Origin of the sequence: Paenibacillus sp. VTT E-133280, from assembly GCF_002264385.1 — a bacterium.
GTDB classification, from domain to species: domain Bacteria; phylum Bacillota; class Bacilli; order Paenibacillales; family Paenibacillaceae; genus Paenibacillus_AQ; species Paenibacillus_AQ nitricinens.
Genome location: NZ_NFUX01000065.1, coordinates 1 through 13,934, shown reverse-complemented (window position 1 = coordinate 13,934; position 13,934 = coordinate 1). Strand labels below are relative to the sequence as shown.

9 protein-coding genes are annotated in these 13,934 nt (G+C 43.2%); 6 read left to right on the top strand and 3 right to left on the bottom strand.

The genetic code is table 11. The features are described from left to right. Positions 1–186 precede the first annotated feature (186 nt). From CA600_RS23770 to CA600_RS23760, 3 genes are all read left to right on the top strand, one after another. A complete protein-coding gene (locus tag CA600_RS23770) occupies positions 187–1,134 on the top strand; it encodes a radical SAM protein (RefSeq protein WP_094873363.1) in 948 nt (315 codons plus the stop codon). 175 nt (positions 1,135–1,309) lie between these two features. Beyond that, entirely contained in the window at positions 1,310–2,335 is a 1,026-nt protein-coding gene (locus tag CA600_RS23765; protein WP_094873361.1) for a bile acid:sodium symporter family protein, read from the top strand. A gap of 215 nt (positions 2,336–2,550) precedes the next feature. Beyond that, positions 2,551–4,584, top strand: coding sequence for a methyl-accepting chemotaxis protein (locus tag CA600_RS23760; protein WP_094873359.1), 2,034 nt, complete (start codon positions 2,551–2,553; stop codon positions 4,582–4,584). Positions 4,585–4,734: 150 nt separating this feature from the next. Here CA600_RS23760 and CA600_RS23755 read toward each other — a convergent pair whose 3' ends face one another. Beyond that, on the bottom strand, positions 4,735–6,015 hold the full coding sequence (locus tag CA600_RS23755) for a histidine--tRNA ligase (protein WP_306440412.1): 1,281 nt from the start codon (positions 6,013–6,015) through the stop codon (positions 4,735–4,737). Between the two features lie 350 nt (positions 6,016–6,365). Here CA600_RS23755 and CA600_RS23750 point away from each other — a divergent pair, with 350 nt between their 5' ends. Further along, the gene (locus CA600_RS23750; RefSeq protein ID WP_094873355.1) at positions 6,366–7,019 is read left to right on the top strand and encodes an HD domain-containing protein; all 654 of its coding nucleotides are present in this window, start codon (positions 6,366–6,368) and stop codon (positions 7,017–7,019) included. 85 nt (positions 7,020–7,104) lie between these two features. After that, on the top strand, positions 7,105–8,550 hold the full coding sequence (locus tag CA600_RS23745; protein ID WP_094873353.1) for a DEAD/DEAH box helicase: 1,446 nt from the start codon (positions 7,105–7,107) through the stop codon (positions 8,548–8,550). A gap of 1,126 nt (positions 8,551–9,676) precedes the next feature. Here CA600_RS23745 and CA600_RS23740 read toward each other — a convergent pair. Next, entirely contained in the window at positions 9,677–11,392 is a 1,716-nt protein-coding gene (locus CA600_RS23740) for an ABC transporter ATP-binding protein (RefSeq protein WP_094873351.1), read from the bottom strand. Between the two features lie 267 nt (positions 11,393–11,659). On the opposite strand from CA600_RS23740, the gene CA600_RS23735 reads away from it, so the two are divergent. Then, positions 11,660–12,883: a CynX/NimT family MFS transporter gene (locus CA600_RS23735; RefSeq protein ID WP_094873349.1), complete on the top strand. Its 1,224-nt coding sequence runs from the start codon at positions 11,660–11,662 to the stop codon at positions 12,881–12,883. Positions 12,884–13,206: 323 nt separating this feature from the next. Here CA600_RS23735 and CA600_RS31915 read toward each other — a convergent pair whose 3' ends face one another. Next, positions 13,207–13,638 (bottom strand): class I SAM-dependent methyltransferase, encoded by a 432-nt coding sequence (locus CA600_RS31915; protein WP_256989983.1) that lies wholly within the window; start codon positions 13,636–13,638, stop codon positions 13,207–13,209. Positions 13,639–13,934 lie beyond the last annotated feature (296 nt).

The window sequence follows — 13,934 nt, the reverse complement described above, 5'->3', positions numbered from 1 at the left end:
CTTCGTAAGCATGGGCTGTCTCCGGAAGTCTAAACATTCCGGAGTTACGACTGAAGCTGCTGACCTGGATTTCTCAAACACACTTCGACTGTTATAAACCTCACATTAACCTAATCCATAAACCTTTATAATCTCTAAGATTGAGCCCTTGAATCAAATCATTATTTTTCAGGAGGACTTTAGAGTATGAGATATAAAGCATTGGAATTAGACAAACCGCTTACTTATGAGCTGGAAGGCTTAGAAATAGGAGTTACCTCGAACTGTAATTTCCGCTGCGATTATTGTTGTGCGTATAATAGAAATGATGGACAAAGCATCAATTCTAAAGAGGTTATCCGAATTCTTGAAGAGCTTCCTGATCTGAAAAGAGTACGCTTGTCAGGTGGCGAGGTCACATTAAAGTTCGATGACTGTGTGGAGATTGTAAACTACTGCTCATCCAGAGGGATTCAGACACAGCTGAATTCGAACGGCAGTCTTTTAAATGCTGAAAGGATTGATCAATTGGTCGCGGCAGGATTAACGACGATACATATTTCATTCAATTTTACTACTGCGGACGCCTTCTCTCGTTATTATAATATTCATCCAAGCATCTATGAGAAAATTAGAGAGAACATTACTATGTTCGCGGCATCTAGTGTAGATACGGTGCTGGAGACGCTGTTGTTCAGCGAAACTCAGGATAACATGAAGGAAATCAGCGATCATGTCTACGCGATGGGTGTTAGAACACATGAGATTCAGAACAGTATTATCATGGATCATACAGGCTGGAAGTCTATAGCTGCCCGCGAACAATTAAAGAATGCTGTGAGTGAACTGATCGCTATGAAGAAAGAGGATACGATCTTGTATTTCACTTGCATGGACCGTTTTATGGATATGCTTGGGTTCGAGGAGCAACAGGGCGTTTATTTTCCACATTGCATAGAGGGCAAGAAACAGCTTCATCTACATGGAAATGGGGACATCCTGATCTCTGAATTATGTCATCCCGTTATTATTGGCAACATTTTTCAGGGAACCTCACTGAAGGACTTATACAGTAACATGCCAGCGCCTTTGGCTCAGTTTCTGGATAAACTGCCATGTCCAGCACTGGATGCATTGTTTCCGCAAGGGGTTTAAGTCGTAAAGCATTTCTATAAAATTACTACTTGGAGCTAATTTAAAGAATTGGTTCCTTTTTTGTGTAGTAGATTAATGGAAAGTCCTGTATGATTTCTGTAAGCTTATAGAGACTGCTACAACATAAATTTGCGGATAAGGAATGTATGACATCCATACATAAGGTGTGCGAAACATGCTTACGAATATAAAAAATGGACTCATCAAATCCAATGTTGTACTCGAAAAAATCATGCCATTATTAACCCCTACTGCCATCGTCGTTGGCGTACTTAATGAAAGCAGACTGCTACCATTCACAGGTCTCGTCCCTTGGATATTCGCTTTTATGACATTGATCGGAAGCTTGAAATCCAATCTCAAAGATCTGCTGGGCGTACTGCTGAAACCACAGAAGCTGATCGTGTTGATGATTATTCTTCATATCGTGATGCCGCTCATTGGCTGGCTCGTTGCAAGTGCTGTTTTTCCGGGAGATCCTTACACAGTGACTGGATTTGTACTGTTGTTTGCGATCCCAACGGGTGTCGTTAGCTTGGTGTGGGTATCCATATACGGCGGGAATATTGCATTAACTTTGGCAATTATTCTGATCGATACGCTCTTGTCACCGATTGTCGTTCCGGGTACCTTGTATTTGCTCATGGGAGCAAGTGTGGAGATTCAACTTGGGGAAATGATGAAAGGGCTCCTATGGATGGTTGTCATTCCTTCAGTGGTCGGGATGCTTCTGAATCAATGGACAAAAGGTAAGGTGAATACGGTATGTGGACCTCCGCTTTCCCCATTTGTAAAGATTGGGTTGTTCATGGTCGTTTCTATTAATGGTGCCAGCATTGCCCGTTATCTGAAACACCCGGATAGTAAATTGGCAATTATTATTGGCGTAACCTTCTTAACCGTGGTTCTTGGATATGTAATCGGAGCATTAGTATCACACCGTTTCCGTTTTAGCTATGAAGATTCTGTGGCTGTGCAATTTAATTCCGGCATGCGTAATTTAAGCGCGGGAGCTGTGCTCGCAGTAAAATATTTCCCTCCGGCTGTCGCGCTCCCCGTAATTTCAGGAATGTTATTTCAGCAAATTCTCGCTGCGATGTCTGGTCTATTTTTACGTAGCAAAACTAAACACCCCTTAACAGATGGTGCAATCACGCAAGTTACCCCGGCGTCCCAGTCAGAACCGCCTATTTCATCATAGAGTTAAAACAGGTCTTAATAACTAGTATGAAGAAGGCGACCAAACTAGTAGAACTAGTTTTTCCTGCATTTATATGCAAAAATTCGACATTTTTTGATATTTTCCGTATTTTCGCTTCATCAATATTCACTAATTTATCGTCATATCCGATAGTAGTTGTATTATTTACAATTGCATTGTTCGCTAATGAACAGTAGTCGGAAGGATGAGGAAAAATGAAGATTCGTCTTAAACTATCACTTATGATGATAGGTGTGACCCTATTATGTATTGCTGTAATGGGGGTTTTTACATATTTAAGGTCAACTCAGGCAATTGTGAGCCTTACTGAGAATTCTATGAAGCAGGTCAATACGAATAAAGCTCAGACCATATCGTCTATGATTTCGAAGGAGCAGAGAAGTATTGAGCTTATTGCCGGAAGGTCGGAAATTGTCGAATTATTACTCCAAGCAGGGAATGGTGGAGTCGCCAAGGGGAGTGAGCTACAGAATGAGGTGAATATCAGCCTTCAGGGAATTGTGAAGGATGCTGGGAACCTTGAACATGCTTTTGTCAGTGATATGAAAGGCATCGCTGTGGCTGATAGTGACATTAAGCTTATAGGTACGGATTTTAGTGAAAGAAATTATACAAAAAAAGTTATGGATACCGCGGCGCCGGTCATTAGCGAAACGCTAAAATCAAAATCTACTGGGGCTTATGTGGTGGCTTTTGTGCATCCGGTTAAGAGTAACGGGAAGATGATTGGATATGTTGCTTCAGCGGTTTCTGCAGATAGTATGATTAAGTATTTAGCAGATGCAAAAGTAGTAAATACAACGACTTCGTATGCTTATCTTCTCGATGAGAATGGGAATACACTATACCATCCGGATAAGAAGCAAGTAGGACAGCCTGTTGCCAATGATCAGATCATGGCTGTGGTGAAGCGTGTGAAATCTGGTGAAAAAGTAGAAGATAGCCTACTTAGCTATACATATAATGATGTGGATAAAAAATCAGCCTACACCGTTATGCCTGAGACCCACTGGTTGCTTGGGCTAACCGCAAATTTAGATGAAATTGTAAAACCAGTGAACGAGATGAGAAGCTTTAATCTGTTGCTGGGTGCTGGAAGTTTGATTATTGCATTGTTGATTGCTTTATATTTTGCCCAAAAAATCTCTTCACCGATTACTAAACTGACAGATTTGATAAATAGAACGGCAGAGCTGAATTTGACGTATGACTCCCAGTACGAGTATCTGACGAAAAACAAAGATGAAACAGGTACGATAGCCATTGCGATGCTCCGAACACGGGTTATTCTTCGTGATATGGCGAGTAGTCTAATCACGATCTCGACCAAGGTGCTTGATAATGCGGAGACTCTTGAAAAGCTGTCTATAGATGTGCGGGAGAATGCTCATGACAATTCGGCAACAACACAGCAGCTTTCGGCAGGGATGGAAGAGACAGCAGCTTCAACACAAGAGATGACGGCAGCGATTACTGAAATTGATGTTAATGTATCCGAGATCTCCATTAATGTAAAGGAAGGCGCGGAAGTTTCCAAACAGATCAGTGAGCGGGCGATGGAGTTACAAGATGAGGCGTTAGAGTCTACGGATAATGCGAAGCGAGTGTATGAATCTGTTCGTATCGATATGGAAAAAGCAATTGAACAGTCGAATGCGATCTCGGAGATTAATGTACTGGCGGATACGATTCTATCGATTACTAGTCAGACTAATCTGCTTGCTTTGAATGCAGCGATTGAAGCGGCTAGAGCAGGTGAGGCGGGTAGAGGTTTTGCTGTTGTAGCTGGTGAAATCCGCAAGTTGGCTGAGAAATCGTCAGAGACTGCGGCTGGGATTCAAGGGGTCGTTTCAGGTGTATATGCTTCTGTTGAACTAATGAAGGAAAATTCAGAGGCGTTACTTGCTTTTATTGACCAGAATGTTCTTGGAGATTATGAGCGGTTAACGGAGGTAAGTCAGCAATATAACAGAGATGCTACTACAGTGAATTTGCTGATGAATCAATTCGAGACCGCGGCCGATCATCTAAGTATGGCGGTATCTAGTATTTCTATAGCGGTCAATGAAGTGGCTGCTACAGTAAATGAGGGGGCTATTGGGATTCAGGATATTGCGGTGAAGACGGCTGATATCGTTGAGAAGACATTTCATGAAGTTACGGTGGCTGACGAGAATACCCAAAGTGCCAAGGAGCTACAGGCGCTGGTAGATCGGTTTAAGATCTAAGAAGGATTAAGGGAATCTTTATCCGTCATTCATAAAATATTAAGCTTGCAAGGTTATAGTACATATATAACCTCCCTTAAATATAAACTTTACCCCGCCGGCCGTCGGCGGGGTCTTTTTTTATGAGATCTTTTTAAAGTGAATACCAGCTTAGCCAGTGATGAGGTAAATAGCTTCATCCAGCGGAACGATAACCTCTGTTTGTTCCGCCATATCCTTCAAACGCACCTTATCATCACTTGCTTCGCTTTCGCCGATCAGTATTACGTAACGGATGTTTTTGGATGAGGCTGTGGCGAGTTGCTTTTTTAATTTTCTTTTACCAGATGCGAGAGTGGTTCTTATAGAACAAGCACGCAGCTCAGCCGCTGCAATCAAAGCTTGTGGTAGTGTCTCACCAATGGGAATGACCATAACATTAGCTGCACTATTTTCTTGGGTAGGTCGTTCTGCCAGGAGCGCCATGATTGACTCCATACCAAAAGACAACCCAACCGTAGGATATTCAATATCCTCTCTGCCCACTAGCTGTCCGATAATCGCGTCATATCTGCCTCCACCACCCAAGCTTGAGGGAAAGGAACCCGATGCATCAAAGATCTCGTAAACTGTTCCTGTGTAGAATGAAAGACCTCGTGATAAGAAAGGATCGAAGCGGCAAGTATCTTGTAGTCCAATGTTGTGGATTAGATTTTGTAGGACGAGAACCTCTGACGCACCCGGTTGTGTTGTAAGATTGTATTTGTCGCATAACTGCTCAAAGCTTGGATTGTCCATTTCGATAAGCGCAAGAATCGCTGCGATGGTTGCAGATTCTAGCCCCTTGCCAATTAACTCGTTCTCCACTCCATTAATGTTGATTTTCTCAAGTTTATCAAGGGTGAGCATAACGGAAAGTTGCGCTTCTGCAGGTACGCCGATGGATGCTAGAATCTCACCGAGAAAACGTCGATTGTTCCATTTTAGGATGATAGGAATGTCCAGCTTGCGGAAAGCTTCGGTAGCCAGTTGCATTAGCTCAGCTTCAGCCTCAGGGCCGGAAATGCCGACCACATCGACATCACATTGTAGGAATTCACGCAGACGCCCGCGTTTTACGGGTCCATCTCGGAACACTTTTCCGATCTCATACCTTTTGAAGGGGAACTCTATCCCTGGATTTAATGCGATCACTTTAGCAAAAGGAATCGTCAGATCATAGCGTAACCCTAGCTTGCGGTTGCCTTGATCCGAGAGTTGGTACATTTCCTTGAGAATTTCATCTCCACCTGCATATTTCGAGGTTAATAATTCCAGTTCGTTTAATAATGTGGTGTCCATAGATTCAAAATCATAGAGTTCGAACAAATCCTGCAGCGTTTTTTGAATGTTCTTTCTGAGCGCTTGCTCTTTACCGAAGTAGTCATAAGTTCCTTTAATGTTTTGCATCATTAGTAGCTCCTTTGAATTGGCATAGTTTAGAAAATAAAAAACGCGCAGGACCTCTTGGTCCTGCGCGTATCTATGCCGCAGGGAGGCCAACGCGAGTAGCGTTAGCCTCCCTGAAAAAATTCAGGAATGCTAACGCTGTTTGTGATAATAATGAAGTTGATTCAGCATGATTGTATTTGTATTCACCAGAACCAATTCCCTTCGAAAATTTGATACTGCCGATTATAGCGGATCATTCCGAGTCATGCAAGTAAGAATTTATATTAGGTTCGATTTCTAGTGGGCGAATGGATAAGTTATCAGCTATAATAAGGCTTCGATATTCCTTACGGAAAGGGAGTTTTTCTACGATGGATAAATCTTTAATTATAGCTCGGACCGAAGATTTTGTTAAAGAACAACTGGGACAAGATACTACGGGTCATGACTGGTGGCATTCCGACAGAGTGCGCAACACCGCCGCTGAAATTGCCAAGATCGAGAGCGCAGATGTATTTGTCTGCACGATGGCCGCCTTGCTGCATGATGTTGCTGACGAGAAGCTTAATCCGTCTAAAGAAGAAGGTTTGCATAAAGTACGTACTTGGCTTTCTTCATCTCTTACAAATGAGGAACAAATTAATCATATTATGATGATTATTGAGACGATGTCCTTTAGCGGTGGCGGGGGAGAACCGATGCAGACTCTTGAAGGCCAAGTCGTCCAAGATGCCGATCGACTTGATGCACTTGGGGCCATTGGGATTGCCAGAACCTTTATTTTCTCAGGGGCGAAAGGTCGTCCGGCTTATGATCCGGAAGTGTCTCCAAGAGATAAATCGCTTCAAAAGGAGTACAGGGATTACAGCAAAGGAACAGCTATCAATCATTTTTATGAAAAGTTATTAAAATTAAAATTCCTGATGAATACAACCTATGGACGCAAGTTAGCAGAAGAACGGCATGATTTTATGCTTAATTATCTGGACCAGTTCTATAAGGAATGGAATCAAGGGAGCCAATAGCTGTTATAATGATAAGTATGCACAAGATGAAGGATCGCGGAGTTTCCGCTTTAACCAGAACAATCGGCATAGAAGAGGTTGAACGATGAGTGAATTGCAATTTAGAGATTATGAGTTAAACGAAGACATTATTAAAGCGCTGGATGTTCTGAAATATGAGACGCCAACAGAAGTTCAAAGTAAAGTGATCCCTGTAGCTCTTCAGCAAAAGGATCTGATCGTTAAATCGCAAACGGGTAGTGGAAAGACGGCAGCTTACGGAATCCCGGTCTGTGATTTGGTGGATTGGGTGGAGAATAAGCCGCAGGCTTTGATTCTAACGCCTACTCGGGAGCTTGCCATGCAAGTGAAAGAGGATATCACCAACATTGGACGATTTAAACGGGTTAAGGCTGTGGCTCTTTTCGGTAAGCAGCCCTTTGCTCCACAAAAAATTGAGCTTACTCAAAAAACACATGTTGTCGTAGGTACGCCTGGACGTGTGTTCGACCATATTGAAAGAGGTACGCTTCCGCTAAATCGGATCCAGTATTTGATCATCGATGAAGCAGACGAAATGCTGAGCATGGGGTTCATTGAGCAGATCGAAAAGATCATTAAGCAGCTGCCAAAAGAACGAGTGACTTGTGTTTTCTCCGCTACATTACCGGAAGTGATTAAGAATTTGTGCCGGAAATATATGAGCGATCCGGTGGAAATTGAGATACAAGCAAGTGGAATTACAACCGCTACAATTGAGCATGCATTGATCGAAGTGAGACAAGCTGCCAAGTTCTCGCTACTGAGCGATATTATTACGGTGGAGAATCCGGACAGCTGTATTATCTTTTGCCGCACACAAGAACAGGTGAATGCGGTATTTAGAGGGCTGGCTGATCTGGAATATCCCTGTGATAAGATCCACGGGGGAATGGAGCAGGACGAGCGCTTTGAGGTCATGAACGCTTTTAAAAGAGGGCAGTTCCGTTATCTAATCGCTACAGATGTGGCGGCTAGAGGGATTGATATCGAGAACATCACCCACGTGATTAATTACGATATTCCGCTGGAAAAAGAAAGCTATGTACATCGTACAGGCAGAACCGCTCGTGCAGGTAAGACGGGTAAAGCGATCACTTTTGTCACTCCAAATGAGCAAAAGTGGGTGAAGGACATTGAAGGCTATATAGGCTTCAGCATCCCAACTATGAAAGCACCTTCAGATGATGCCGTTGCTTACGCGAAGGAAGCGTTTGAGCAGAAGATTAACAAGCAGCCTGTCCGCAAGAAGGACAAAAGCGAAAGCTTGAACAAAGAGATCATGAAGCTGTACTTCAACGGCGGCAAGAAAAAGAAGCTAAGAGCCGTGGACTTTGTAGGAACTATCGCGAAGCTTGAGGGGATGTCCGCCGAAGATATCGGCATTATCTCGATTCAGGACAATGTGACATATGTGGATATTTTGAACGGTAAGGGTGCTATGGTTCTGCAAGCGATGAGAGAGACGACCGTAAAGGGCAAGCAGCTTAAAGTGCATATTGCGAAGAAATAAACGGTGGATTGCGGTCTATCGCTGATCATATCACATATGCCGCCTTTGATGCGGTTTATACTAAGAGGGAGTCGTGTTTATTACACGGCTCCTTCTTTTTTTAAAAAGATTTAAAATAGAGGATTAATCTATCGGTAATCAGAACTGTTATTAAATAAAGAGGTGGTAGAGTGAAAGGTGAATTTAAGAACACTAGGATTAAAGCAATTCTGCAAGTTCTATTTGTTGTTTTTTTGCATTTTATAAGCTGAAAACTGAAGATTGGGATGAAGAAATAGTAAGGCAGATGTTCTTAATGTATTCAGCATCAATATTTCTTACATATATGTCTTGCATGATGGCTTTAAAGACGAGGAAGCTAAGGTACAATATTACATGGTTAGTTATCAGTACTTTACCCAGCTTGAGAATTCTATTTTAATATTTTTAATGTTAATAATGATATTATCGAAGGAAAAACCAGTAATTGATTAACATCTGTACATTAAGATTGGAAATACGAGATTCACTTTTCGTCCTTCAAAACCATTGAAAAGTTTCTATTTATGCTAAGGGACGGATGAGTTTGGTCGTTTGATACCCTAAACGCAACGATGAGGCTCTATCCTAAAAAAACTTAGTTTTGGGAGGATTAATTATCGAATTGGGCGCAGATGAAAATAGTTTGTGTTTGAGCGAGTGTTTAGATTGTGTTGTCTTTGATTTTAGGGAAATCCTCCCTAAAAATTGCGGATTTTCGCTGGATTTTAAGCTTTATAGGGAATTTCTCCCTGAAAATCGCCTGAAATCCACTGTAATGAGCTAATTAGGTGAATTTAAGGGGAGGAATTCCCTAATTGTTGAAATCAGGACCGTAATATCGATGAAATTGGGGAGGATTTCCCTAATTTTCATTCCCACGAATCCAAAAGCCCATAACTCCCTATAACTCTTAAACTCCAATACTCCTAACTTCAATACTCCTAACTCCAATACTCCCTAACTCACCAATTTAGCCCTCATGCAGGAAATAGATGAGAAGTACGAAAAAGCAAGCCTAGTCGCCAATGACGTGGGACTAGGCTTGCTTTTTTTGAAAATCCCAGAAGCTGAATCAATCATTCTTCAGAAGCTCTAGATAACGTCCTTAGGCGTTATACTGCGCCTGATGCAGCCGGCTGTATATGCCGCCGGCATGGACTAACTCTTCATGGCGGCCTTGCTCGGCAATGCCTTCTTCGTTCACGACCATGATCCGGTCGGCATTCTTAATCGTCGTCAATCGGTGGGCGATGACGAGTGTGGTTCTACCCACGGACAGATCCGCCAGCGATTGCTGAATCGCGGCTTCCGTTTCTGTATCCAGTGCGGAAGTAGCTTCATCCAGAATCAGGATCGGCGGATTCTTCAGGAACATGCGGGCGATCGCTAGGCGTTGCTTCTGTCCACCGGACAGCTTCACACCGCGCTCTCCGATCACTGTATCCATGCCCTCGGGTAGATTCTGAATGAGATCCTCCAGATGGGCACGCCGGGCAGCTTCCCAGATTTCAGGCAGCTTCGCATCCAGCTTTCCGTAGGCGATATTCTCACGAATCGTACCGGAGAACAGGAATACATCCTGCTGCACGATCCCGATCTGCTTACGTAACGACTCTAGCTTCATGTCACGGATATCGATGCCATCTATGGTGATAGCCCCGCCAGTGACATCATAGAAACGAGGAAGCAGGCTACAAATGGTTGTTTTTCCTGCACCAGAAGGCCCGACAAAGGCAATCGTTTCGCCAGCCTTCACTTTCAGGCTGATATTTTGTAGAACCGGACGGTCCTCGTCGTAACCGAAAAAGACATTCTGGAAGGTAATATCACCGTGTAAAGTGCTTACCTCTACGGCATCCGGCTTATCGCTGATATCCGGCTCCGTATCAATAATTTCTAGATAACGTTTAAAGCCGGCAATTCCTTTAGGATAACTCTCGATAACGGCATTGATCTTCTCGATCGGACGGAAAAAGATATTGGACAACAGAATAAATGCCACAAACTCACCGATTTGAAGTTCGCCATTGATGAAGAACCAAGCACCGCTGATCATCACAAGGATCGTAATGAGGCGGGTCATCATATAGCTGACGGATAAGCTTTTGGCCATGGTTTTATAAGCAAGAAGCTTAGTTTTACGGAACATTTGATTATCTACGGCGAATAGCGCTTGTTCATGCTGCTCATTGGCAAAAGATTGCACAACCCGGATTCCGCCCACATTATCTTCGATACGGGCATTGAAACTACCTACATTCCCAAATAGCTGGCGGTAGGTGGAAGTCATGTTGCGTCCGAAGTAGATGATCACCCAAGCCATAATTGGAACGATAATAAAAGTAATAATCGCCAGCTTCAGGTTAATATCAGCCATCAGGATAAAAGCTCCGACGAGTGTCATGATGGCAATGAATACATCCTCAGGACCATGGTGCGCCACCTCGCCGATATCATTTAGGTCGTTGGTGATACGTCCGATTAGGTGACCTGTTTTATTATTATCAAAAAATCGGAAGGATAGTTTCTGGATGTGATTGAACATTTTTTTACGCATATCGGTCTCGATGTTAATACCAAGCATGTGGCCCCAGTAAGTAACGATATATTGCATTACCGTATTCAAGGCGTAAATAGCTAGAAGCGCGACACAAGCAATGAGTATCAGCGGCCAATCTTGACCGGGGAGCAAATCATCAATAAATTTATTGACAGCTACCGGAAAAGCTAGTTCTAGCAGACCTGCAAAAACAGCGCAGGAGAAGTCCAATATAAATAGTTTTTTATACGGACGATAGTAGGAAAAAAACCTTCGAAGCATTCTGTTCACTCTTTTCTATAGGAATATGTAGGGATCGAATGAAATTGATTCTCAATTGTCTTGATTATATGGATACTAAAGATGTCATTCGATTTTGTCAATAATAGGGTTATGAAATTACTTAAGGCTTGTAACTTTTATAATAATAGTGGATGATAGGTCTTAATGCCATGTAATAAACATTTTTATATTTCTGGCGTAATCGCTCACCGTCCTTACAGGGATGTCAAGGGCGTTTATGCTTGTTGTAATTTAGGAGGATACATGATGAAAGCATCGCAACGAGAAGGAAACATTCAGAATAGAGGTTTAACGGACACCAAATATGATCGCTGGCTGCTAGTGTTGGGGATTGTGTTTATCGCAGCGGCACTTAGAGCGCCCTTCACCTCCGTTGGTCCACTGGTACAAATGATTCAGGATGATCTAGGCTTATCGAATACTTTAACAGGAGCTATTACCACTTTACCATTGTTGGCTTTTGCGATCTTGTCCCCGTTTGCTCCAAAGCTAGCCCGCCGTTTCGGGATGGCTAATGTGTTATTGATTGCCATGGTTATGCTTGCTATGGGGATTCTAATTCGGTCTGGATCTGGAACGGGATTGTTGTTCACAGGTACGGCGATACTCGGGCTTTCTATTGCAGTGTGTAATGTACTGCTTCCAGGGCTTATTAAAGGGAAGTTTCCCCACAAAATTGGATTAATGACAGGTGTCTATACGGTCTCTATGAATTTATGTGCAGCCATCGCTTCAGGAATTAGTGTACCGCTAGCCAGTAATGCTGGATTTGGCTGGAGAGGGACTTTGGCAATTTGGTTTATGATCGCTGCACTGGCAACTTTGTTCTGGATTCCGCAAATGCGTAAGCTTGATCAAGGGACTGGGGCTAAGGGCTCGGTCTCCAGTGGGAATATGTGGCGTTCTTCGCTTGCGTGGAAAGTAACGATTTTTATGGGACTACAGTCACTGCTCTATTATGTCTTTATAGCTTGGTTTTCTGTTCTCCTTGGTGAGCGAGGAATGTCATCAAGCCATGCAGGCTGGTTACTATCGCTGATGCAAATGGCGCAGTTGCCGTTTACTTTCTTTGTGCCGTTGTGGGCAGGTCGGATGAAGAACCAACGTATTCTGGTAATCATCACGGCTATTTTGTATTTCATAGGAATAGGTGGAATTTGGCTGGGTAGCAGTGCTTTAATGGCAGTCTGGGCGATATGCTTTGGGATTGCCGGAGGATTCGCCTTCGGCCTTGTGATGATGTTCTTCAGTCTACGGACTAGAAGCACTCAAGAAGCCGCGGAACTGTCGGGTATGGCGCAATCCGTGGGCTATGTGCTTGCTGCAATGGGTCCGGCATTATTTGGATGGCTGCATGATGTTACGAATAGCTGGACAATGCCGCTAGTTTTATTGCTTTGTGCAAGCGTATTGCTGCTAGTTGTCGGACTTGGTGCTGGTAGTGATCGATATATTGGAGATAAAAGGTAACATCTATTGTAATTAATAAAGAGTGTATGGGTGCGACACTGCACCGGTACACTCTTTTTTTTGTAGCATAGGAAGAAACTCCCCTCAGAATTAGACCCGTTTGTAAGCTAACACACGGATTCTTCGATAATCCATCACCCAACGGTTAGCTTGAAATAACGTGGGCTTCAGTTTCTGTTCCATGTAAGTGAGGACTTCCTCTCGTTCAGAGGGGGTGAGGACACTTAAGATTCCATTAGCAAAAGTGTTCAACCAGCGCTGGAACCCTTGCTCTCCAGCCTCTAGCGGGGTTGGACGGTCGAAACAAAGAGCGAGGTCTACTGTCAGTCCATGCTGTTCCAATAGTGATGCATATTGCCCAGCCCACCGAACTCAGCGACAAAACGTCCACCTGTCCGCAGGCTAGCTGCAATAGAAGCGGCAGCTCCATTCGCGTCGGTCAACCAATGTAGAGCAGCATTGCTGAACACAGCATCGACCGGCTGTTCCGCAGTGTAATTTTGCCCATCTGCTAAGATGAAGGTTAGCTGAGGATGCTTGTCACGGGCAGTCTGAATCATTTCGTCCGAGGCATCAATTCCTGTTATAATTGCACCTCTAGCCGCGATGGCTGCTGCCAAATCGCCAGTTCCACAGCCCCAATCCATAATCTGTTCACCAGGCTGGGGGCGAAGCAGCTCAATTAAGGATTCTCCAAACTGAGATACAAAGGCCATATCAGCATCATAGATTCCGGTATTCCACTGGTGGTTCATACGTACTCGTCCTTTCTGGTTTGGAATTACAGTGATATTTCTGATGTAGCACATTCTTTAATTATGTTGTATCATACCAGCCTCTTATAAGTGAAATATATAAACTGAATAACTGTGATTGGTTATGCCTATGGGGATTTGAATATGTTAAATCGGTTATATCGTTGTTGTTGGATTCATCTGTACAACAATTTAAAAATAAGTTGCTATTTATCCGAAAAAAATGTATAGTCTTATGTACAGTGATTATTTCATTGGTGTACATAATGTGCGGTCGTGGCGGAATTGGCAGACGC